This window comes from Flavobacterium anhuiense, assembly GCF_900101855.1.
Lineage (GTDB): Bacteria > Bacteroidota > Bacteroidia > Flavobacteriales > Flavobacteriaceae > Flavobacterium > Flavobacterium anhuiense.
Genome location: NZ_FMVC01000011.1, coordinates 70,484 through 94,855, shown reverse-complemented (window position 1 = coordinate 94,855; position 24,372 = coordinate 70,484). Strand labels below are relative to the sequence as shown.

Below are 24,372 nucleotides of genomic sequence, written 5' to 3'. Positions count from 1 at the left end.
AATGTTTTATTTATGAATTAATACAATTAGAATCGTTCATTACTATTTCATTAATCTCACTTAAAAATTCAAATTCATCCAAAGGAATTAATTGCAATATAGTTTCTAATATTAAACTCACATTTATAGACTGTTTTTTATTATTCTCTAAAAAATTATGAGCGTTTTGATCTAAAGCCAAAATACACATTTTCAGCATGTCGGAAATGAAATAACCCATTTCAGAATAATTTTGAAATTTAATCTGAGCAACATTTGAATCGGTTTTATCATTTGCTGGTTTTAAAGTATGAAAATATAAAGTGGTTAATTTTTTTAGATTATCTAAATTTTTGATTTCGGTCGCTTCCATAATAATGTTTAGTATTTCTATGATGAAATTCAAATGTACGAAAAACTTTAAATAACATACTATAGTATGTTAAAAATAATAAATAGAAAACGCAAATTGTCTGAAATTAAAAGAAGTGGAGCAGTCAGAAGAATTAAAGCGTTTAGGAGCTCGAATTAAAGAGCTTAGAAATGCCAAAGGATTATCACAAGCTAAACTAGGATTGTTGATATTGAAAGATCAACAATCTATACATAAAGTTGAAGCAGGTGAATTTAATCCTACTTATATTTATTTACTTGCACTGGCTAAAGGGTTAGAAATTTCAATAAGTGAATTGCTTGATTTTTAATCTAAAATATTATTTCCTTGATTCCCAGTAGGCTAGAGTATCGTTAATGGTCAAAAAATGAAAAAAACTCCGCTAGGAGTTTCTGGTTGGTAAAAGTTAAAAAATCTAATTTTCCTCAAAAAACAATTCTAAACAAATTCATTCTTTACACTATAATTTTGAAAATTTAAATTTTGATGTATTATGTTTAAAATGAATTGGTTATGATTTTAAAAAATCGATTTCGTTGCAGATTGTGTTGGTTTTTGTTTTAACTTTATAAATCTAAAAATTTTTCATTATGACTGTAGATCAAATACTTAAAGCAAAAGGAAGAAATGTTTATTCTATTTTCTCCAATTTAACGGTTTATGATGCGTTAAAAGTTATGGGAGAAAAAAACATTGGGGCAATTTTAGTGATGGATGATAATGTTTTAAAAGGAATATTATCGGAGAGAGATTACGCCCGAAAAATTGTACTGAAAGATAAATCTTCAAAAGAAACTTTTGTTCATGAGATTATGGAAAGTCATGTTTTTACAGTAAAACTTTCAGATAATCTTGAAGATTGTATGGAACTTATGAGCGAAAAAAGAATAAGACACTTGCCTGTTTTAGAAGACGGAAATGTGGTTGGAGTCATTTCAATTAGCGATGTAGTGAAGGCAATTATAGAAATTCAGAAAGACACAATCAACCATTTGAATTCTTATATTTCTCAATAAAGCACACCTAAAAACGATAAAAATTCAAACGAGTCCAATTTCTATTGGACTTTTTTTATTTATTCGAATAGATTTTAGGAAAAGAAAACGCTAAAAAGACGCCATTTTAAAACAAGACTTATATCTTTGTAAGCTAGAATAAAAGCTAAAAACAATGAACAAAGAGAGTAAAAGAAGAGAAGCGTTACTGTATCACGCAGAACCAACTCCAGGAAAAATTCAGGTAGTTCCAACAAAAAAATATGCAACACAGAGAGACTTATCATTGGCCTATTCGCCAGGAGTTGCAGAACCATGCTTAGAAATCGCAGCAAACAAAGAAGACGTTTATAAATATACAGCAAAAGGAAATTTAGTAGCCGTAATTTCAAACGGTACAGCTGTTTTAGGACTTGGAAATATTGGTCCAGAAGCAGGAAAACCTGTAATGGAAGGAAAAGGTTTATTGTTTAAAATTTTCTCAGACATTGATGTTTTTGATATCGAAATTGATACAGAAAATGTTGAAGAATTCATTCAGACTGTAAAAAATATTGCTCCAACTTTTGGAGGTATCAATCTGGAAGATATTAAAGCTCCAGAATCTTTTGAAATCGAAAGAAGATTGATCGAAGAATTGGACATTCCAGTTATGCACGACGATCAGCACGGAACAGCAATTATATCTTCTGCCGCTTTAATCAATGCACTTGAATTGGCAGGAAAAAAAGCTGAAGATGTAAAAATGGTAGTTTCTGGTGCAGGATCTGCTGCAATTGCTTGTACAGATTTATATGTTTCACTTGGAGTAAAAGTAGAGAACATTTTAATGTACAACAGTAAAGGACTTTTAACAAAAGACAATTCAGCACTTTCAGATTTACAATTAAAATATGCTATCGACGGAGCTAAAATTCCTTTAGAAGAAGCCGTAAAAGGTGCAGATGTTTTCATCGGATTATCTTCTGGAGATATTCTTTCACCAGAAATGTTATTGACAATGTCAAACAATCCGATTGTTTTTGCAATGGCAAATCCAAATCCGGAAATCGACTATAATTTGGCTGTAGAAACTCGTAAAGATGTTATTATGGCTACGGGACGTTCAGATTTTCCTAATCAGGTAAATAACGTATTAGGTTTCCCTTATATTTTTAGAGGAGCACTAGACGTAAGAGCGACAAAAATCAACGAAGAAATGAAAATGGCGGCTGTAAAAGCTTTAGCTATTTTGGCAAAAGAACCGGTTCCAGAACAAGTTAACGTAGCTTATGGTGCAACAAAACTTGGTTTTGGACAAGAATATATCATTCCTAAACCATTCGATCCTAGATTGATTACTGTTGTAGCGCCTGCAGTTGCAAGAGCAGCAATGGAATCTGGAGTAGCAAAAAATCCTATTACAGATTGGGCAGCTTATGAAGATGTGTTGCGCGAACGTATGGGTAACGATAACAAAATGGTGCGTTTGATTACCAACCGTGCTAAATTAGATCCGAAAAGAATTGTTTTTGCAGAGGCAGATCAATTAAACGTTTTAAAAGCAGCTCAAATTGTTTACGAAGACGGAATCGGATTCCCAATTTTATTAGGAAACAAAGAAGTGATTTTAGAATTGAAACAAGAATTAGGTTTTGATGCTGATCTTGAAATCATTGATCCTAAAACAGATGAAGAAGTAGAAAGACGTAACCGATTTGCGAAATCATTCTGGGAAACAAGAGGAAGAAGAGGTGTTTCTAAACTGGATGCAGAAAAATTCATGCGTGAAAGAAACTATTTTGCAGCCATGATGGTTAATGAAGGAGAGGCAGATGCATTGGTAACAGGGCACTCAAGAAGTTATCCTTCTGTTGTAAAACCTATGATGCAATTAATTCCAAAAGCACAGAACGCTTCACTTATTGCAACTGCAAACATGATGCTTACATCTCGCGGACCAATGTTCTTGTCTGACACAGCAATCAACATTAATCCATCTGCACAAGATTTGATTAATATTGCGATTATGACGGCAAAAACAGCAAAAATGTTCGGAATTGAGCCAGTTATTGCAATGGTTTCATTCTCAAACTTCGGTTCTTCAACAAGTGAGAGCGCATCAAAAGTGAGAGAAGCTGTAGCTTACTTGCATAAAAATCATCCAGAATTAATTGTTGATGGAGAAATTCAGGCAGATTTTGCTTTGAATCCAGAAATGCTTCAAGAGAAATTCCCATTTTCTAAATTAGCTGGAAAAAAAGTAAATACGTTGGTTTTCCCTAATTTAGAGTCAGCAAATATCACTTATAAATTATTAAAAGAATTGTATAAAGTGAACTCAATTGGACCTATTATGATGGGTATGGGTAAACCAGTTCACATTTTCCAATTAGGTGCTAGCGTTGAAGAAATGGTGAATATGGCTGCAATTGCTGTTATTGATGCACAGGAAAAAGAAATTAAAAAGAATAAAATAACACAATAAAACGTTCTTACAAGGATTGAACAAATTTGTCGTAGTTTTATGGCATTTTTGTTATATTTGATACTAATAAACTATATTTATGATAGCACATTTGCAGGGGAGATTAGTAGAAAAGAATCCTACAGAGGTTGTAATTGATTGTGGAGGAGTTGGTTATCAGGTGAATATATCGCTGCATACCTTCTCTTTAATTCCAAATTCTGAAAATATAAAATTGTATACGCATCTTCAAATTAAGGAAGATGCGCATACTTTATATGGTTTTGCCGAAAAAACCGAGCGTGAAATTTTCAGGATGCTGATTTCTGTTTCAGGAATCGGAGCTGGAATCGCAAGAACAATGCTTTCGTCTATAGAGCCAAAGCAAATTATAAATGCCATTGCATCTGGAGATGTAGGTATAATTCAGTCTATCAAAGGGATTGGAAACAAAACAGCACAAAGGGTTATACTTGATTTAAAGGAAAAAGTTGTTAAATTGTATGATATAGATGAAGTTTTTGCTGTTCAAAACAATAGAAATCGAGATGAAGCGTTATCTGCTCTAGAAGTTCTAGGTTTTGTGCGAAAAGCTTCTGAAAAAGTGGTAGAAAGAATCGTAAAAGAAGATCCTGAAGCTACTGCTGAAACAATTATCAAAAAGGCTTTAAAAAGCTTATAATTTTCATTTTATATAAAAGAATTCTATGCGTAAAATTTGTATTTTGTTGCTGGTATTGCTCTGCGGTAATGTTTTGCGTGCACAGGTTACACCGGTAACTCAAGATACAACTAAAACTCAGTTTTCAGTAGGTAAGATAGATCTAGAAGATCCTCCAAGTGTACTTTCGGCATATAAGTACGATCCTATTACAGATCGCTATATTTACACCACTTCTGTAGATGGTTTTTCTATCAATTACCCTTTAATTTTAACGCCAAAAGAATACGAAGATTTAGTTCTAAAAGAATCTAGACGAAATTATTTTAGAAAAAAATCAGATGCCATTGATGGCAAAAAAGCTGGTGCCGAAGCTGCCAAAAAAGATTTATTGCCAAGATATTATATCAATTCGAGTTTGTTCGAAAGTATTTTTGGGAGTAATACTATAGATGTAAAACCCACAGGATCGGTGGAAATGGACTTGGGTTTGCGATATACCAAACAAGATAATCCTTCATTTTCGCCAAGAAACAGATCTTCACTCACTTTTGATTTTGATCAAAGGATCAGTATGAGTTTGATGGGTAAAATTGGAACTCGTCTTGAAGTAAATGCCAACTACGATACACAATCAACGTTTGCTTTTCAGAACTTATTTAAACTGGCGTATACGCCTTCAGAAGACGACATTGTTCAGAAAGTTGAGGTAGGTAACGTCAGCATGCCTTTAAACAGTACACTTATTCGAGGTGCGCAAAGTTTATTTGGGGTCAAAGCACAGCTGCAATTTGGTAAGACAACTGTTACTGGAGTTTTCTCAGAACAAAAGTCTCAAACCAAAAGTATAGTCGCAGAAGGTGGCGGAACCGTGCAAAACTTTGATTTATTTGCTTTAGATTATGATAATGACCGACATTTCTTCTTATCACAATACTTTAGAAATAAGTATGATGCTTCGCTAAAAAATTATCCATTAATCGACAGCCGCGTTCAAGTTACAAGGATTGAAGTTTGGGTAACCAATAAGCAAAACAGAATCACAACAGGAAATAACAACTTAAGAAATATTATTGCACTTCAGGATTTAGGAGAAGGCCAGGTTTCTGGAGTTCCAGATGACGAAGTGGTTGTAATTACAGATCCAACAGGTTTCTTTAATAACCCTATAGATTCTCCAACAGACAATACCAATAATAAATACGATCCTGCAGCAATTGGAAAACCGGGAAGCTATTTAAATTCTAACATTAGAGAAATTGTAACCGCAAAATCTGGATTTAATAATGCGAATACAAATGAAGGCACAGATTATTCTGTTCTAGAAAATGCTAGAAAATTAACGACGCAAGAATATACTTTTAATCCACAATTGGGTTATATCTCTTTACAGCAACGCTTGGCTAATGATGAGATTTTGGCAGTTGCATTTGAATATACGGTTGGAGGAAAAGTGTACCAAGTTGGGGAATTTGGTAGTGATGGTGTCGATGGAACGGTAGTTACAGGAAATAATAATGGAAATCAAGCTATTATAACACAGAGTTTGGTTTTGAAAATGCTGAAAAGTAGTTTGACAAACGTACAGAATCCGGTTTGGAACTTGATGATGAAAAACGTCTATCAAATTCCGCAAGCCTACCAAATCAAACAAGAAGATTTCAGACTTAATATTCTTTATACAGATCCATCTCCAATCAATTATATTACGCCAGTTCAAGGAAGCTCTTTCCCTCCAAATCCTGCACCAGATGATAAATTAGATCAAACGCCATTATTGAATGTTTTTAATCTTGACCGTTTAAATTACAATAATGACCCGCAGACCGGAGGAGACGGATTCTTTGATTATGTGCCAGGAGTAACTGTAGATGTACAGAACGCACGAATTATTTTTACGACAAAAGAACCTTTTGGAGAACTTTTATTTAGAAAATTAAACACAGGAACTGGTGAAAATTATAATGATCCAAGTACATACAACCCAAACCAGAGAAAGTATGTGTTTAGAAATATGTATCGAAACACTCAGGCGGGGGCTTTGCAGGATAGCGATAAAAACAAATTCTTATTAAGAGGTAAGTATAAATCTTCTGGAAGTAATGGAATTCCTATTGGCGCCTTCAACGTGCCTCAAGGATCTGTGGTTGTAACAGCTGCAGGACGAGTTTTGGTAGAAGGTATAGATTATAGTGTCGATTATCAATTAGGAAGAGTACAGATATTAGATCCGTCACTTCAAGCTTCTAATACTCCAATTGAGGTTTCGTTAGAGAACAATTCAATTTTTGGACAACAGACAAGACGATTCATGGGATTCAATATTGAACATAAAATCTCTGAAAAGTTTGTTGTTGGAGGTACTTTCTTAAAAATGACAGAGCGTCCTTTTACTCAAAAATCAAGCTACGGACAAGAATCTGTAAATAATACCATTTTTGGTTTTAATGGAAATTACTCAACAGAAGTTCCTTTTTTAACAAGATTAGCCAATAAATTGCCAAATATAGATACGGATGTTCCTTCTCATCTTTCAATTCGTGGGGAAATTGCATTTTTGAAGCCAGACGCTCCAAAAGCAAGTGATTTCGAAGGCGAGGCTACTATTTATATTGATGATTTTGAAGGAACTCAGACTACGATCGATATGAGATCTGCTTATGCTTGGAGTCTGGCTTCGACGCCATTTATTAATTCGGCTAACGATAACACTTTTAACGCTAATTCAAATACACTAGAGTACGGTTACAAACGTGCTAAGTTGTCTTGGTATAGTATTGACCCGATTTTTTATACTTCAAAACCATCTGGAATTTCAAATGATGATTTATCTTTAAATACAACTAGAAGAATTTATAGTAAAGAGCTTTATCCAAATACAGATATTGCACAAGGACAGATTCAGGTGATTAATACTTTGGATTTAACCTATTATCCATCAGATAGAGGACCATATAATAACAACCCTGATTTTGCTTTAGGCAATCCATCTGCCAATTTTGGTGGAATTATGCGTGCGCTAAACTCTACTAACTTTGAGCAGGGGAATGTTGAATATATTCAGTTTTGGGTTCTTGATCCTTATGTTGGTACTGGACAAGCATTGCCAACTAACAACGGAAAAATCTATTTCAATTTAGGTGAAGTTTCCGAAGACGTTTTAAAAGACGGAAGAAAACAATACGAAAATGGTTTAGGACCAGATCAAATTATGGTAAACCCTCAGCCAATTTGGGGAGACGTGCCAGCATCTCAATCCCTGATTTATGCATTTGATACCAATCCAGACAATCGTAAGAATCAAGATGTCGGTTTAGACGGTTTGCCAGATGCAAAAGAAGCATCGATTTATACCAACTATGCAGGAGAAGAAGATCCTGCGGCGGATAACTATAAATACTTCTTAAATACAGAAGGAGGCGTTTTACAGCGATATAAAAGATACAACGGAACAGAAGGAAACTCTGCAGTAAGTGTTGATGATCCGAACCGTGGTTCGACAACTCTTCCAGATGTTGAAGATATTAATCGTGACAATACCATGAGTACAATCAATGCGTATTATGAATACAGTATTGATATGAGACCGGGAATGCAGGTTGGAGAAAATTACATTACAGATATTAGAGACGTTCAAAACGTAGAGCTTCCGAATGGAGGTTCAACCAATGCAAGATGGATTCAATTTAAAATTCCAGTTTCTAAACCTCAAAATACCATCGGAAATATTACAGACTTTAGATCGATTCGTTTCATGCGTATGTTTATGACTGGATTTAATGATCAAATGACAGTTCGTTTTGGAGCTTTAGATCTAGTTAGAGGAGAATGGAGAAAATACACAGGGACGTTAGATGCAAACGACACTAATCCTGATGATGATGGAACCCAATTTGATGTTGCGGCTGTAAATATTCAAGAAAACGGTACAAAATGTCCTGTAAACTATGTTATTCCGCCGGGAGTTCAAAGAGAGCAATTGTACAATAACAATACAATCATTAATCAAAATGAGCAGTCGTTAGCAGTTAGAATTGGAGGTACAGGATTAGAATATCAAGATTCTAGAGCGGTTTTCAAGAATGTAAGTGTTGATATGCGTCAGTACAAAAAGCTGAAAATGTTCCTTCACGCAGAATCGCTTCCAAATGAAACTCAGCTTTTAGATGATGAAATGATCGGATTTATTCGTTTTGGTAACGACTTTACGCAAAACTTTTATCAGGTAGAGATTCCATTAAAAGTAACAAGAACAGGCGGATCTTGTACCATCAGTGCAGATCAGGTTTGGCTAGAAGAAAATAATATTGATTTAGCTTTGTCTTTATTGACAAGAATGAAGATTTTAGGAATGAATATCGATATCAATTCGCCAAAAAGAGATATAAATGGTATTTATTATCCAGATCGAGATCCCGATGTTGAAGGCGGTGACCAAGACGGTAAATTAACATTGGGTATTAAAGGAAATCCAAACTTTGGTTTAGTTCGAAATTTGATGGTCGGAGTAAAAAGTGCGGCTAATCATAAAGATATTATGGGAGAAGTTTGGTTTAACGAACTTCGTATGTCAGACTTAGAAAACAAGGGTGGTATGGCTGCATTATTGAATGTAGACACCAATATGGCCGACTTAATGACATTGTCTGCGTCTGGTAAAAAGAGCACGATTGGTTTTGGTTCTTTGGAACAGGGGGCAAACGAAAGAGACCGTGAAGATATTCAGCAGTATAACATTGTAACCAATATAAATTTAGGAAAATTGCTGCCTCCAAAATGGGGTATTAATCTTCCGTTCAATTATGCAATTGGAGAAGAAGTTATTACGCCAGAATACGATCCATTTAATCAGGATATCAAGTTAGATCAATTGATTAAAGAAACTACAGATCCAGCAGAAAAAGAAAATATTAGAACACGTGCAGTTGATTACACTAAGCGTAAAAGCATCAATTTTATTGGAGTACGAAAAGATAGAGCGCCAGAGAAAAAACCGCATGTTTATGATGTAGAAAACTTTACTTTTTCTCAATCGTACAATCAGGTAGAAAGACATGATTATGAAGTTGAAAATTACAATGACGAACAATCTAATACAGCTGTAAACTATGCTTATACTTTCCAACCAAAGGAGGTGGTGCCGTTTAAGCAAACCCAGTTCATGAAAAAAAGTGATTATTGGAAAATGCTGAGTGACTTTAACTTTAATTATCTTCCTTCAAATATCTCGTTTAATACTAATATTTTAAGACAAAGCAACCGTCAGCAATATAGACAAGTTGAAGACGTTCAGGGCATCGGACTTGATCCGCTTTATAGAAGAAATTTTGCATTTAATTACCAATATGGATTTGGATTTAATTTGACAAAATCATTAAAACTGAACTATACAGCAGCATCAAACAATATTGTTAGAAACTTCTTGAACGACGATAATACTCCAAAAGAAGATTTTAATATCTGGGATGATTATTTTGACATTGGTATACCAAATCAGCATTTACAGCAATTGGTTTTGAATTATGATATTCCAATTAATAAAATTCCAATATTTAGTTTTGTAAAAGCGACTTATTCTTATACAGCCGATTATAACTGGCAGAGATCATCAACTGCGCTTTCGCAATATGTTGACGAAAATGGAGTGTCTTGGGACTTAGGAAATACAGTTCAAAATGCAAATTCGAACACTTTCTCTACGACATTAAATATGAATACGCTGTATAAATATTTAGGTCTAACACCAGGTTCAAAACCAGCAAAAGCAAAACCTGCTGCGCCGCCAAAGCCAGGTGAGAAAATTGTAAACACGGCTAAACCAGTTACAAGCAGTAACCCGTTTTATGATGGTTTGATAGGAGTGTTGACAAGTATTAAAAACGTTCAGATTAACTATACCAAAAACAGCGGAACAGTTTTACCAGGTTACATTCCTGGTGTAGGTTTCTTTGGTACATCTAAACCTTCTTTAGGATTCGTTTTCGGTAGCCAAGATGATGTGCGTTTTGAAGCGGCTAAAAATGGATGGCTGACAAGTTATCAGAATTTCAACCAAAACTTTACGCAAGTAAGCAACAAGCTTTTGAAAGTAACAGCGAACGTAGATTTACTGCCAGATTTAAAAATTGATTTGGCCATGGATCGTGCTTATTCTGAAAATTCATCAGAACAATATAGTGTAGATCCTGCAACAAATGAATATTTGCCGTTGTCTCCATATACGTACGGAATGTTTTCTATTTCGACCGTATTAATTAAAACGGCTTTTTCAACAAGTACAGAAACGGAATCGTCTGCATTTGATGATTTTAGAAGCAACCGTTTGGTTATTGCAAATCGTTTGGCAGAGCAGCATTATGGTGGTGGAGAAATTCCTAGATATGGAGATGCAAATAATCCAATTCCAGCTGAAACAGATCCTAATTATAAAATATATGTTGCCAATGAAGGATATCCTATTGGTTTCTCAAAAAGTAATCAGGCTGTCTTATTGCCTTCGTTTATGGCGGCTTATACTGGAGCAGACGCTTCTAAGAGCTCAACAGGTATTTTTAGAAGTTTCCCTATTCCGAACTGGAATGTGAAGTATAATGGATTAATGCGCTATAAATATTTCAAAGATCATTTTAGACGTTTTTCTTTACAGCATAATTATAGAGCATCATATACGATTAGCCAGTTTAGATCTAATTTTGATTATTATGAAAATCCAACGGGCCAAGATGTAAATACGAACTTCTTCAATAAAACCATAATGTCTAATGTCAACTTAGTGGAACAGTTTAGTCCACTTCTTAGAGTTGATTTTGAGTTGAAGAATTCATTCCGATTATTGACAGAAGTTAAAAAAGACCGTGCTTTGTCTATGAGTTTTGACAATAATTTATTGACCGAAGTAAGAGGAGTAGAATACGTTGTAGGAGTAGGATACCGTTTTAAAGATGTAATCATTTCATCAAGATTGGCAGATAATCCAACTGGAATTATTAAGAGCGATATCAATATTAAAGCTGATTTTTCATATAGAAATAACGAAACTTTGGTTCGCTATTTAGATTACGATAATAATCAGCTGGCAGCAGGACAGAATATCTGGACGTTGAAATTGACGGCAGATTATGCATTCAGTAAAAACTTAACAGCAATATTCTATTATGACCATTCGTTTTCGAAAGCAGTTATTTCGACTTCTTTCCCTTTAACGAATATCAGATCAGGTTTCACACTTCGTTATAATTTCGGAAATTAAATTTGAGTTTCTAAACTAGATTTTATTAGAAGATTATTACATTTGTGGCTTAAATTTTAAACAATCAATTTTCAAACACAACTATTATGAGCATACCAGCAAATTTAAAGTACACAAAAGATCACGAATGGGTTAGCATCGAAGGTGATGTTGCAACAGTGGGAATCACTCATTTTGCACAAAAAGAGTTAGGAGATATCGTGTATGTTGAAGTAGAAACTTTAGATCAGACACTTTCAAAAGATGAGGTTTTTGGAACTGTTGAGGCTGTAAAAACAGTTTCTGATTTATTCTTGCCATTAACAGGTGAAATCATTGCTTTTAATGACGATTTAGAAAGTGCTCCTGAGACAGTAAACTCAGATCCTTACGGAGCTGGATGGATGATTAAAATAAAAATTGCTGATGCATCAGAAATAGATTCTTTATTGTCTGATGAAGCTTATAAAAATTTAATCGGTGCCTAAACAACTCTTATTAATTTGGGCAATTATCTGCTCTGGAATCATTACTTATTTTTGTCTTACAGATTCTAGTAATATACCAGCGGTTAATTTTCCAAGTATTGATAAAATTGTCCATTTCTGTTTTCATTTTGGATTTACAATTTCATGGATTTTATTTTTCAAAAAAGAATTAAAAGGAAAAGATGCAGACGATTATAAAGCGTATTTGATTTCTTTTATATTTTCTGTCTTTTTTGGAATCACAATCGAAATTCTCCAAAGTGCTCTTACAGTTACAAGAGCTTCAGATGTTACAGATGTTTTGGCAAATGCGCTTGGAGCAGTTGTGGCAGTTTTCTCTGCAATAGGATTTAAAAAGCAAATCGATAAAATATAATTATAAAACCCACTTCGGTGGGTTTTTTATTACAAGAAAATCAAGCAGTTAAAAAGCTATGTTTTTTCAATATAAAATGTACTTTTGTGCTGATTTCCTGCAACTTTAATCATAATGAATGTAAAGCAATATTTGGACTCTACGTATTTAAAAACTGCATCGCAAGCTGGTCTTTCGGAAGCAGAAAATACTATTGTGGTCAAAAATGCAATTGCCGAAGCAATTCAAGAAGGTTTCAAGCTGATTATGATTCGCCCGGAATATGTGGCAATGGCAAAAGAAATGATTGTAGAAGCCAATTCTGTTTTGTTAGTTGGAACCGTAATCGATTTTCCTGAAGGAAAGTCAAGCCTAGAAGAGAAGATTAAAGAAGCAAATGAAGCCATTGCTAACGGAGCAGATGATTTAGATTTTGTATGTAATTACGAAGCATTCAAAAATGGCGATCTCGATTTAGTAAAAAAAGAAATCCTGATCGGAACACAAATTGGACTGGCAAACGATAAAACAGTAAAATGGATTATTGAAGTTGCAGCCTTAACAGATAAAGAAATTATTCAGTTATCTGCTTTAATAAAACATGTTGTAGTATCTAATTTTAAAGAAGATGATTTTGAATCGGTTTTTGTAAAATCTTCTACTGGTTTTTACAAAACAGAAAATGACCTTCCGAATGGAGCAACGGTTCCAGCCATAATTATGATGCTCGAAAATGCTTCGCCGCTTTCAATAAAAGCTGCCGGCGGAGTCCGTTCGTTTGAAGAAGCGGCTGAGATGATTCGTTTAGGAGTAAAACGTATCGGTACTTCGGCTGCGAAAGCAATTGCCAACGGAGAAATTTCCCCAAATCAATATTAAATAAATACCCCAATTTTAAGTGAATAAGTTTTTTTTGTCCCTTGTCTTAATTTTTTCATTCTCTATTGTTTTTTCTCAGCAAAATGGTAATTCTTCGGTTCAACCTGGTTTTACGGCAGAAATGTTTCCAGTTTTTCCTAACTGCGAAAATTTAGATAGTAAAAAATTAGAAATCTGTTTTTATAAAGAAGTTCAAGATTTTGTTTTTAACAATTTTCAAGTGCCAGAAAAATTAAAACAGAGCAATTATAAAGGGGCAGTAAAATTACTTTTTGAAGTAAATGCAGAAGGAGAATTTAAAGTAATTTATGTCTCTGCAGAAACAGAAGAATTGTCTGAAGAAGCTAAAAGGGTTTTTGGGACATTTCCAAAAATAAAACCTTCAACTTACAACGGAAAACCAACGTATTCTAAATATACAATTTCTATCGATATTCCGCTAAAAAGTGCGGCACAGCTTGAAGCAGAAGCTCAGGCGGCGGCAGAAATTTTAAAACCAGCCGAAAAACCAATGACAGAATTGGATAGTATTGTATACAAAAAATACAATAATCCAGAATTTGAAAGTCATTTAAATATTCCTTTTTCGCATAGTTATTATGCTCAGTTTGATGCAGAGATGAATCAAGTTGGAAGCAATAACCATACAGCTTCTAAGCCATATACGTATGCTGAGGTTTCAAAGTATTATAATTTGAGAGCAGTGAATGAATCGTTGCAGAAAAAGACATCGACTTGGTTAGGAAGAAAATGGTGGAATGAAAATTTAGTGCAGATTCAGGGAGAAGACTATTGGTTTGCCTTAAATCCGATTGTAGACTTACAAATGGGTAAAGCTTCAGATTTGGACGCTTCTTACACTTACGTAAATACCAGAGCTCTTAATTTTAGAGGAGGTTTAGGAAAACAAATCAACTTTACTACTACATTTTTTGAAAGCCAAGGAAGATTTGCAGGGTATTTTAATGATTATGCTGAATCTATTAAGCCATCAGGAGGAAATCCAGCGATCATTCCAGGAGTTGGAATTGCAAAAAGATTCAAAACAGATGCTTACGATTTTCCTTTAGCGGAAGCGAATATTACTTTCGCACCAGGAAAAATATTTGATTTTCAATTGGGTTACGGAAGAAATTTTATTGGTGACGGTTATCGTTCTTTGTTAGAAAGCGATGGAACAAGTCCGTATCCATATTTTAAACTGAATACCAAATTCTGGAAAATCAAATACACCAATACGTATATGTGGATGAAAGATGTTCGTCCAGAAGTAACGGCCGAAAAGACTTACGCAACAAAATTCATGGCCAATCACTATTTGAGCTGGAATGTTTCGAATAGAGTAAACTTAGGTTTTTTTGAATCTGTAGTTTGGACAAATACTAATAACAGAGGTTTTGATGCTAATTTTGTGAATCCGATTATCTTCTACAGAGCGGTAGAATTTGGTTCTTCATCTAAAAGTGGAAACGCGCTTTTAGGAATTACAGGTAAATACAAATGGAATAATAGTATAAATCTGTATTCGCAGTTTTTGATTGACGAGTTTTCTGTTTCTGATGTTGGGGCAGGAAATCAAAGCTGGAAAAACAAATTTGGATTTCAGTTTGGAGCAAAATACTTTAATGCATTTAATGTAAAAGATTTGTTAGTGCAGGTTGAGTATAACCGAGTGCGTCCTTATGTATACTCGCACAGTGCCGTTATTACAAATTACGGACACAACAATCAGAGTGTTGGACACCAATGGGGAGGTAATTTTAAAGAACTTATTGCAATTGCAAGATATCATAAAGGGCGCTGGCTTGCCGATGCCAAACTGACTGTTGGCACAAGAGGCTTAGATTTTGATACCACTACAGACTCTTATAACTATGGCGGAAATATTTATAAAAGCTACGATGTAAAACGTCCTTATGATACAGGTGTCAAAATTGGACAAGGAAATAAAACTAATGTTTTTATTGCTGATATTCAAGGAGGATATTTAATTAACCCAATGACAAATTTGAAATTGTTTGGAAGTTTAATCTACAGAAATTTTGACCCGACTCAAGAAACAGCGACAACTTTTAAACAAAGTACCACTTGGTTTAGTATTGGTTTACGTTCAGATATTTTTAACTGGTATTTCGATTACTAGTCTTTTTAATAAGATTTTTCGAAATAATAGTGTTAAAGAATGCTGAGATCTTAATTTGTAAAGGTTTTATTGAAAAAAATCTATTTTTATAGGTTAATATTCTACAATCTAATTTGTACATTTGCACCACTCAAAAAAAATACACAAAATACAACGGTATTGAACGCTGCAAAAAATACATTATCAATCAAATCAATATTTCTAGATTTTAAGGAGATTACTAAAGCGGGTTTGGCTATTAGTGTTTTGTTCTCTTCTATTGCTGGATATTTATTGGGAGTAGATGCTGATCATCCTTTTAAATGGAGTGTTTTGGCTGTTTTGGCAGTTGGCGGCTACTGTATGGTGGGAGCTTCAAACGCTTTCAATCAAGTAATAGAAAAAGATATCGATTCTTTAATGGATCGTACTAAAAATCGTCCCGTTCCTTCAGGGCGTATGTCTCCTAAAGTGGCTTTGTTAGTGGCGAGCCTGCTTACTATTGTTGGAATTGCGCTTCTTTATACGATAAACGCAAAGTCGGCAATGTTTGCTGCGATTTCTATATTCTTATACACAAGTGTTTATACGCCATTAAAAACAGTAACTTCGTTATCTGTTTTTGTTGGAGCTTTTCCTGGTGCGATTCCGTTCATGTTGGGATGGGTAGCGGCGACAGGCGAATTTGGTATTGAGGCAGGAACTTTATTTTTAATTCAATTTTTTTGGCAGTTTCCACACTTTTGGTCTATCGGATGGTTTTTATATGAAGACTATGAGAAAGCAGGAATTTTTATGCTTCCGACAGGTAAAAAAGATAAAGGGACAGCATTGCAAATCATATTGTATACAATTTGGCTTATTATAGCTTCGTTATTACCAGTATTAGGTTTTACGGGACAATTGTTTATTTCTCCAATTGCAGCGGTTTTAGTGTTTCTGTTGGGGATTTGGATGCTTTTTTATGCAGTTCGTTTGTATAAGCTGAGAACTCCAAAAGCTGCGAGAACATTAATGCTGGTGAGTGTTTCTTACATCTCACTTCTGCAGATTGTATTTATAGTAGATAAATTTTTAAGATAGTTATGGAAATGACATTAAAAACAAATGAAGAACAAGTAAGAAAATCAAAATCAGCAAAACTGATTCTGCTTTTCGCAATGGTTAGTATGACCATGATGTTTGCTGGTTTGACAAGCGCATTTGTAGTAAGTAAATCAAGAGCAGACTGGTTGAAAAATTTTGAACTTCCTTCTGCTTTCTATTGGAGTACAGCAGTAATTATTGCTTGTAGCGTTACTTTTCACTTGGCAAAAAAAGCTATTCAGAAAGACAATAGAAGCGCAGTTACAGGATTGCTTCTTGGAACTTTAGCTTTAGGGGTTTTATTTGTGGTATTGCAATTCAAAGGATTTGGACAAATCGTTGCTGAAGGGTATTACTTTACAGGAGAAGGTAGTTCGATTACTACAACTTTCCTTTATGTGGTGACAGTTACACACTTGTTGCACTTGGCTGGCGGATTAATTTCACTTTTAATTATAATTTATAATCATTTTAAACAAAAATACAATTCGACTCAAACTCTTGGGATAGAGCTAGGTGCGATGTATTGGCACTTTTTGGATTTATTATGGGTATATTTATTTTTATTTTTATATTTCTTTAAATAAGAAAAAAACGTAAATTTGGGAACTTTTTAACGAATATCTTTTATGGGAGCGACAGTTACTACTGCAAACAACGACGAAAAAACTTGGGGAGGCGGTCACAATGAGCCTTTAGGAGCAAGTTATGGTAAAATGATGATGTGGTTTTTTATCGTATCAGATGCCTTAACATTCTCTGGATTTCTAGGAGCTTATGGTTTTTCTAGATTTAAATTTATCGAAACTTGGCCTTTGGCTGATGAAGTGTTTACTCACTTCCCATTTATGCATGGTGTTGCGGCTCCAATGTATTATGTAGCTTTAATGACTTTTATTTTGATCTTTTCTTCTGTGACAATGGTATTAGCTGTTGATGCAGGACACCAATTGAAAAAGACAAAAGTTGCAATCTATATGTTCTTAACTATTATTGGAGGTTTAATTTTCGTTGGTTCTCAAGCTTGGGAATGGAAAAACTTCATTAAAGGAGAATATGGAGCAGTTGAAACAGTTGGAGGAAGTTTACTTCAATTTGTGGATAAAGATGGTAAAAGAGTAGCTTTAGCTGATTTTGCTGTTAAATTGCCAGAGCAAAGAGAAGCTTTGACAAGAAGCAAATCGACTTGGTTTATGGAAGATGCTCAGACTCTTCCTACTTACACAGTTGCTGAAGTTCAGGCTGGTTTTAAAGCTCATCCTGAAATTTTAATTAGAACAGAAAAACTTACAGATAAAAAGAAAAAGACAATCTTATCAAGAGAAGAATCTGAAAAACATTTAGCTAGTGCTAAATATGTAGTAGAAGGTGCTAACTTGATTAGAAACGAGTACGGTAATAAATTATTTGCTGATTTCTTCTTCTTTATTACAGGTTTCCACGGATTCCACGTATTCTCTGGAGTTATCATCAATATCATTATTTTCTTTAATGTATTATTAGGTACTTACGAGAAGAGAAGAAGCTACGAGATGGTAGAAAAAGTTGGATTATACTGGCACTTCGTAGATTTAGTTTGGGTATTTGTATTTACAGTTTTCTACCTAGTTTAATTTTAGAATTTAATTATTATGTCACACGAGCACGTATCAAATACAAAAAGAATCTGGTTTGTTTTCGGATTGCTTTCAGTAGTAACTACAATTGAAGTTATCTTAGGTATCTACAAACCTGCATCATTAGAATTTACTCATTTTATTGGTTTGAATTTGTTAAACTGGATTTTCTATATCCTTACAATTTTCAAAGCATATTATATTGTATGGGCATTTATGCACATGGAAGGTGAAAAAAGCAGCCTTAGATGGTCTGTAGTTTCTCCTGTTATCTTCCTAGTTTTATATTTATTGTTTATTCTGTTAACAGAAGGACATTATATTTATGGGGTTTTTAAAGATTCTACTATTAAATGGAATTTTTAACATGATATTAATTCGAAAAGAGTCCCGATAACATCGGGATTTTTTTATTTTTGTACCTCAATAATTCTCCGTTAATACAATGAAAAAAAATATAGTTCTCTTTGTACTTTTTGTATTGCCAATTGTAGCGTATTTATTTTTTGCTTCTGGCGTAAATAGTTTTACGACACTTCCTGTAATAACACCTAAAGTGGCTGATTTTGGAAATTGGAATTCATTAAACGGAAAAAAAATCTCCCTTGATAAAAAAATTACTGTATTAGGTTTTTCTGGTACAAACATTCTTGAAAATAGAGGTAATTATTTCAACTTAAACGAAAAAATCTACAAACGTTATAATGGTTTTGAAGATCTTCAGTTTGTAGTGCTGTGTCCAACTGGAACTGAAGCGGAAGCTCAAAAAATTGTTGATGCTTTGTCTCCTTTTACAGATGTTAAAAACTGGAACTTTGTTTTTGCTTCAAAAGAAGATATTCAGAAATTTTATGACGGATTACATTTAAAAGAAAAACTGAATGAGAATCTTGGAACTTCCAATGTTTATATTATCGATAAAGAACGTAATCTAAGAGGAAGAAAAGACCCCAAAGAATACAAAGAAGGCTACGATACTTTTCATCCGTCTGAGTTAAGCAATGAAATGCTGGATGACTTTAAGATTATCCTTTATGAATACCGCGCCGCTTTAAAGAAGAATCATAACGCTACAAAGCAACTTTAATATCATTTATAATGTTTAAAAACAAATCATATATTGGGATCTCTTTTGTCATTCTGATTTTTGGGATTTACGCCGTACCTAAAATTGTTGATAGAATTAAAAACGGGGACGTAGTAAAAGGAAACCGTTTGGATAATGTTGGAGCAAAATCTTCCAAAGAAGCTAAACTTTTGACAATTGGCCCAGCGCCAAAATTCGAATTGACAAACCAAGATAATGTTAAAGTTTCAAATGAAACCTATAAAGGAAAAGTATATGTTTTGGAATTCTTCTTCACAACTTGCCCATCAATTTGTCCAAAGATGAATATGAGTATGCTGGAGATAGAAAAGACCTTTTTCGGAAATCCGAACTTTGGAATTGTTTCGATTACAATCGATCCAAAACATGATACGCCACAGGTTTTAAAAGATCACGCGAAATTACTTGGAGTAAAGTCTTCTAATTGGAATTTCTTGACTGGAGACAGAAACGTAATTATGGATTTGTCTAATAAAGGCTTTAATCTTTATGCAGGAGAAAATGATAAAGTAAGCGGTGGATTTGAGCATTCTGGTTTGTTTGCTTTAATTGATAAAGACGGAAACATCCGCTGCAGAAAAGATGAATATGGAAATCCGAATATTTATTATGATGGTCTAGATAAAAAAGGAGTAAGAGATATTCAAGAAGACATTAAAATTTTATTAGCAGAATAAAAATGGAAGATAATACTTTAGAGAAAAAATTTAGCAAATTTATTATTGCGGTTTCAATAATAATCCCTGTTGTTGTAGCAATTTTGTTTGGAGTTAAATTAAAAGATTTTGGAGTTAATGTAGAGCCCCTATCTTTTTTACCTCCTATTTATGCAACTACAAATGGTATTACAGCTGTAGTACTGGTTTGGGCTGTTTTAGCAATTAAAAAGGGAAACCAAAAATTACACGAAAGATTAATGACTTTTGCAATTGCATTGTCGGTTGCGTTTTTGGTTATGTATGTAGCGTATCATATGACTTCGGATTCTACAAAGTATGGAGGAGAAGGGGCGTTGCGTTACATTTATTTCTTTATTCTTATAACGCATATTTTACTGTCAATTGCCATTATTCCGCTTGTTTTAATTACGTATGTAAGAGCGCTTGCGCAACGTTTTGACCGACATAGAAAAATTGCTAAAATCACTTTTCCGCTTTGGTTATATGTGGCAGTAACGGGAGTGATTGTTTATTTAATGATTTCGCCTTATTATGTACACTAAAAATAAAATCCAAAAATCAAATTCCAAATTCCAAAGTTTCATTCTTGGGATTTGTATATTTTTAATTGGAATTTCAGTTAATGCTCAATGTGCGATGTGTCGTGCTGCGTTAGGTGGAGATTCTAATATTAAAAAAGCTGAAGCAGTAAATGACGGGATTGTTTACCTAATGGTGATTCCATATTTACTCGTATTGATAATAGGATATTTGATTTATCGAATGTATTCTAAAAAGAAAAAAGCAGTGTAATTTTACACTGCTTTTTTTTTATTTAAGTCCGTTAACTGAGACATTCACTGTTCCGTTTATTTTGATGAAAGCTATAATGGCCTGATTGGTTAGCTGAATTTTATCAAACTGAATATCTTCTATTTTTCCGTTAACAAATACGCCTGGCATTGGCGAGTAATTCTTCAGGTAGCTTGCCATGCTTTTTTTGCCTTCATCCAAATTCGGCTGAATAGAATATCGGCAGCTTTCTTCCATTTTTCTAAGAATATATCCTTGTGCCAGCCAGTTTGCTGTACGCATCAATTTGCTTTTGGTGTCCAAAACATAATCTAATTTTTCAAAGTAAATTTCTTTTGTCTGAGCATTGTATGAAGGGAAGCCATTCAGATAAAGTGTTCCGTTGATAGAGCCTAAAACGTCTAGAGCAATTACCATTTTGCCATCTTTATGCCAGATAGAAACATTTTTTACAGTCACTTTTTTACTGCCAGAACCAAATTCCTGACCTGCAAAATTCTTGGTCATAATTTTAGAGGCATCTACATAACTTGAAATGGCGGCAATATTGGCAGAAATCTGATTTGGAATTTTAGCAACAGGTTTCAGAACAATTTTACTAGCGCTATATTTTGATTCTGGCTGTTTGCCAACGATAGTTTCCATGTTGCATTTCATACCCATGTCAAGTAGGAATGAATCGTTTTTAAGTTTGGCATTTGTCGAATATATTTCGATAGGGACAATTCGTAACCAGCTTTCGTAAGTGTCACTCATCTGAAAAGGAGTGCAGATTTTTTCAACCGCTTGAAGAACATTAGGTTTAAAATCCATTGATTTTTCAATTGCTTCGTCTATTTTCTTTTCCAATTTGCTTTTAAAAATAGAAATCGCAGGATTTATCAAATACGTAATTGGCATGTTCTTGCCAAATATGGTCATAGTTGGACTTTCGTTCCAATCTAGAGATTTAAACTCTGTTTTGGTGGTCAGTTTCCAATTGGTTAAAGCCGTTTCGCTGGAAAGTGTTATAACTCCGTTTAAGTTAAATTCTCTCACATCGTACAATTCTACTCCCAGTTTTTTTGTGCCAATTCGGTACTTGATATTCGCTTTAAGCGGTAAAATGGTCCTGATTCTTTTGTCAAGATTTGAAGGATCATTTTGAATCTTAATTGGAGCCTGTTTCCAGATTTTCATTTCGATATCATCGTCTTCGATGTTGTTGTCTTCATAAATTAAACCGTTAAGCAAAGAGTTGGTCTGATTTTCAATATCGCTTAATTTGATGGTTATAGGAAGGTTGATAAAAGAAGGATTGCTGTCATAAATTAACGGACTGGCATCGTCTGGTTCAGGTTTTAATGTTTCTAATTTTTGAGCCGATGAACAGCTCGTTAGTACCGCAAGTACTATAAACATTGAAATAATAGAACTAAGCTTCATTTAAGATGATTTTTATTACGAGGTAAAATTACGAAAACAATCATATTTTATTTAAAAAGTGTAACAATAACAAAAAAATGCAGTCTAATACAAAATAGGTAACAAAAGTATTAACTTTTTATTATCATAAATTACTTAATAAAAACGTTATTATTGTCTAAAAAATTTAACAATACCATGATCGAAATTAAAGATTTACACAAATCCTATAAGATGGGAAGTTCAGAATTACATGTATTAAAAGGCATTAATTTTAATATAGAAGAAGGAGAATTGGTTGCGATTATGGGATCGTCTGGTTCTGGTAAATCAACACTTCTTAACATCTTGGGAATTTTGGATGAAGCCGATTCTGGAAGTTATATTTTAGATAAAACTCCAATAAAAAAATTAAATGAAACCCTTGCTTCAAAATACCGTAACAAATTTTTAGGTTTTGTTTTCCAATCTTTTAATTTAATTAATTATAAATCTGCATTAGACAACGTTGCAATGCCGCTATACTATCAAGGTGTTAAAAGAAAAGAACGTTACGATATTGCAATGAAATATTTGGAAAAAGTAGGTTTAGGTTCTCACGTTCACCACTTGCCAAATGAACTTTCTGGAGGTCAAAAACAGCGTGTGGCTATTGCAAGAGCATTGGCATCAAACCCGAAAGTTTTGCTTGCCGATGAGCCTACAGGGGCATTAGATACTAAAACCTCTTATGAAGTTATGGAACTTATTCAAGGAATTAATGATGAGGGAAAAACAATTTTGATTGTTACACACGAACCTGATATTGCAGCAATGTGCAAAAGAAATGTAGTCCTAAAAGATGGATTAATTATCGATGATAAAAAAGTAGAACAAGTTAGAGCTTCGTCTTATGTTTAATATTGAACGCTGGCAGGAAATATTTGAAGCCATTTCTAAAAACCGTTTAAGAACATTCTTAACAGGTGTTTCTGTGGCTTCAGGAATTTTTATTTTGGTGATCCTGCTTGGGGCAGGTAAAGGTTTGCAAAACGGAATTGAAAAACAATTTGAGCGTGATGCAGCTGGAATTATTGAAGTTTGGTCTGGAACAACAACTAAAGAATACAAAGGATTAAATCCAGGAAGACAGATTCAATTTCGCAATAGCGATTACAATCAATCGGTACAGAAATTTGAAGATAAATTAGATCTGAGAGCTTCAACCAATAATTACTGGGGACAGGCTTTTGCTTACGGAAAGGAATCTGGAAGTTACCAGTTTAGAGGTGTAAATCCAGATTATGGTGGAATAGAAAATTTAACCATAGTTCAAGGTCGCTATATCAATGCTAAGGATTTAGAAAGTAATGCAAAAGTGGCTGTCATTGGAATGAAACTTAAAAACGATTTGCTTAAAGACAAAGAGGCAATAGGGGAAGAAATTCTGATTAACAATATCAACTTTAAAGTAGTGGGAGTTTTTACGGATCCAGGAGGAGAAAGAGAAGAAACTCGTGCTTATCTGCCATTGACTACAGTCCAGAAAACATTTGGCGGAGGCGACAAAATCAGCAATTTGTTTTTTACTTTAAAAAAGACACGAGATTATGATGAGGCCTTGGCGCAGTCAGAAAAATTTACACAAGATTTAAAAGATTTATTAAAGAGTAAAAATGTTGTGGCTCCTGAGGATGATGGTGGTGTAGGAGTCTACAATTCAGTTAAAGATGCCAAACAGTTTTATGATTTAAACTTATATATAAGATTGTTTTTCTGGTGGGTAGGTATTTGTACCATCATTGCAGGGGTGGTTGGAGTAAGTAATATCATGCTTATTATTGTAAAAGAACGAACAAAAGAAATTGGAATTAGAAAAGCATTGGGAGCTTCGCCTTTTTCAATTATCACGATGATTCTGCATGAATCTATCTTTATTACTACCATTGCAGGTTTTGTTGGACTATTGGCCAGTCTTGCATTATTGGAATTTGTTGGGCCGATGGTTCAGAGTGAATATTTCAGAAATCCTGAAGTAGATTTTAGTGTAGCTTTAACTACTTTGGTATTACTTGTTTTTGCAGGAGCAATGGCAGGATTTTTCCCAGCCTACAGAGCAGCCAAAATTAAACCTATTGTAGCACTTAGAGACGAATAATT

21 protein-coding genes are annotated in these 24,372 nt (G+C 34.0%); 19 read left to right on the top strand and 2 right to left on the bottom strand.

What is annotated here, in order from left to right:
• Positions 1–10 precede the first annotated feature (10 nt).
• Positions 11–352, bottom strand: coding sequence for a hypothetical protein (locus tag BLP44_RS22715; protein WP_008467381.1), 342 nt, complete (start codon positions 350–352; stop codon positions 11–13).
• Positions 353–467: 115 nt separating this feature from the next.
• Here BLP44_RS22715 and BLP44_RS22710 point away from each other — a divergent pair, with 115 nt between their 5' ends.
• From BLP44_RS22710 to BLP44_RS22630, 17 genes are all read left to right on the top strand, one after another.
• Positions 468–683 (top strand): helix-turn-helix domain-containing protein, encoded by a 216-nt coding sequence (locus tag BLP44_RS22710; RefSeq protein WP_008467378.1) that lies wholly within the window; start codon positions 468–470, stop codon positions 681–683.
• Positions 684–963: 280 nt separating this feature from the next.
• A complete protein-coding gene (locus tag BLP44_RS22705) occupies positions 964–1,389 on the top strand; it encodes a CBS domain-containing protein (RefSeq protein WP_008467377.1) in 426 nt (141 codons plus the stop codon).
• A gap of 154 nt (positions 1,390–1,543) precedes the next feature.
• A complete protein-coding gene (locus tag BLP44_RS22700; RefSeq protein WP_091136617.1) occupies positions 1,544–3,835 on the top strand; it encodes an NADP-dependent malic enzyme in 2,292 nt (763 codons plus the stop codon).
• Positions 3,836–3,914: 79 nt separating this feature from the next.
• Positions 3,915–4,496: a Holliday junction branch migration protein RuvA gene (gene ruvA / locus BLP44_RS22695; protein WP_008467374.1), complete on the top strand. Its 582-nt coding sequence runs from the start codon at positions 3,915–3,917 to the stop codon at positions 4,494–4,496.
• 25 nt (positions 4,497–4,521) lie between these two features.
• Positions 4,522–11,724 (top strand): T9SS outer membrane translocon Sov/SprA, encoded by a 7,203-nt coding sequence (gene sov, locus BLP44_RS22690; protein ID WP_091136613.1) that lies wholly within the window; start codon positions 4,522–4,524, stop codon positions 11,722–11,724.
• An 86-nt stretch (positions 11,725–11,810) separates the two neighbouring features.
• Positions 11,811–12,191, top strand: coding sequence for a glycine cleavage system protein GcvH (gene gcvH, locus BLP44_RS22685; RefSeq protein ID WP_008467372.1), 381 nt, complete (start codon positions 11,811–11,813; stop codon positions 12,189–12,191).
• The gene (locus tag BLP44_RS22680) at positions 12,184–12,567 is read left to right on the top strand and encodes a VanZ family protein (RefSeq protein ID WP_008467371.1); all 384 of its coding nucleotides are present in this window, start codon (positions 12,184–12,186) and stop codon (positions 12,565–12,567) included. Before gcvH ends, BLP44_RS22680 begins: the two co-directional genes overlap by 8 nt.
• 114 nt (positions 12,568–12,681) lie before the next feature.
• Positions 12,682–13,425 (top strand): deoxyribose-phosphate aldolase, encoded by a 744-nt coding sequence (gene deoC / locus BLP44_RS22675; RefSeq protein WP_091136610.1) that lies wholly within the window; start codon positions 12,682–12,684, stop codon positions 13,423–13,425.
• Between the two features lie 19 nt (positions 13,426–13,444).
• The gene (locus BLP44_RS22670) at positions 13,445–15,568 is read left to right on the top strand and encodes an energy transducer TonB (protein ID WP_091136606.1); all 2,124 of its coding nucleotides are present in this window, start codon (positions 13,445–13,447) and stop codon (positions 15,566–15,568) included.
• A gap of 159 nt (positions 15,569–15,727) precedes the next feature.
• The gene (gene cyoE / locus BLP44_RS22665) at positions 15,728–16,630 is read left to right on the top strand and encodes a heme o synthase (protein ID WP_008467367.1); all 903 of its coding nucleotides are present in this window, start codon (positions 15,728–15,730) and stop codon (positions 16,628–16,630) included.
• A gap of 2 nt (positions 16,631–16,632) precedes the next feature.
• A complete protein-coding gene (locus tag BLP44_RS22660; RefSeq protein WP_008467366.1) occupies positions 16,633–17,220 on the top strand; it encodes a cytochrome c oxidase subunit 3 in 588 nt (195 codons plus the stop codon).
• A gap of 42 nt (positions 17,221–17,262) precedes the next feature.
• Positions 17,263–18,246 carry a cytochrome c oxidase subunit 3 gene (locus tag BLP44_RS22655; RefSeq protein WP_066032786.1) on the top strand — a complete coding sequence of 328 codons (984 nt, stop codon included), beginning with the start codon at positions 17,263–17,265 and terminating at the stop codon, positions 18,244–18,246.
• A gap of 18 nt (positions 18,247–18,264) precedes the next feature.
• Positions 18,265–18,615 (top strand): cytochrome C oxidase subunit IV family protein, encoded by a 351-nt coding sequence (locus BLP44_RS22650; protein WP_008467363.1) that lies wholly within the window; start codon positions 18,265–18,267, stop codon positions 18,613–18,615.
• A 79-nt stretch (positions 18,616–18,694) separates the two neighbouring features.
• A complete protein-coding gene (locus BLP44_RS22645; protein WP_066032785.1) occupies positions 18,695–19,336 on the top strand; it encodes a hypothetical protein in 642 nt (213 codons plus the stop codon).
• Positions 19,337–19,347: 11 nt separating this feature from the next.
• The gene (locus BLP44_RS22640) at positions 19,348–20,034 is read left to right on the top strand and encodes an SCO family protein (RefSeq protein WP_008467361.1); all 687 of its coding nucleotides are present in this window, start codon (positions 19,348–19,350) and stop codon (positions 20,032–20,034) included.
• Between the two features lie 2 nt (positions 20,035–20,036).
• Entirely contained in the window at positions 20,037–20,579 is a 543-nt protein-coding gene (locus tag BLP44_RS22635; protein WP_008467360.1) for a DUF420 domain-containing protein, read from the top strand.
• On the top strand, positions 20,569–20,829 hold the full coding sequence (locus tag BLP44_RS22630) for a hypothetical protein (protein WP_008467359.1): 261 nt from the start codon (positions 20,569–20,571) through the stop codon (positions 20,827–20,829). Before BLP44_RS22635 ends, BLP44_RS22630 begins: the two co-directional genes overlap by 11 nt.
• A gap of 18 nt (positions 20,830–20,847) precedes the next feature.
• Here the strand turns inward: BLP44_RS22630 and BLP44_RS22625 are convergent, their stop codons facing one another.
• A complete protein-coding gene (locus tag BLP44_RS22625; RefSeq protein ID WP_091136603.1) occupies positions 20,848–22,254 on the bottom strand; it encodes a DUF4403 family protein in 1,407 nt (468 codons plus the stop codon).
• 177 nt (positions 22,255–22,431) lie between these two features.
• Here BLP44_RS22625 and BLP44_RS22620 point away from each other — a divergent pair, with 177 nt between their 5' ends.
• Positions 22,432–23,133 (top strand): ABC transporter ATP-binding protein, encoded by a 702-nt coding sequence (locus BLP44_RS22620; RefSeq protein WP_008467357.1) that lies wholly within the window; start codon positions 22,432–22,434, stop codon positions 23,131–23,133.
• Complete coding sequence (locus BLP44_RS22615) at positions 23,126–24,370, top strand: ABC transporter permease (protein ID WP_091136600.1); 1,245 nt, start codon at positions 23,126–23,128, stop codon at positions 24,368–24,370. Before BLP44_RS22620 ends, BLP44_RS22615 begins: the two co-directional genes overlap by 8 nt.
• The last annotated feature ends 2 nt before the right edge of the window (positions 24,371–24,372 follow it).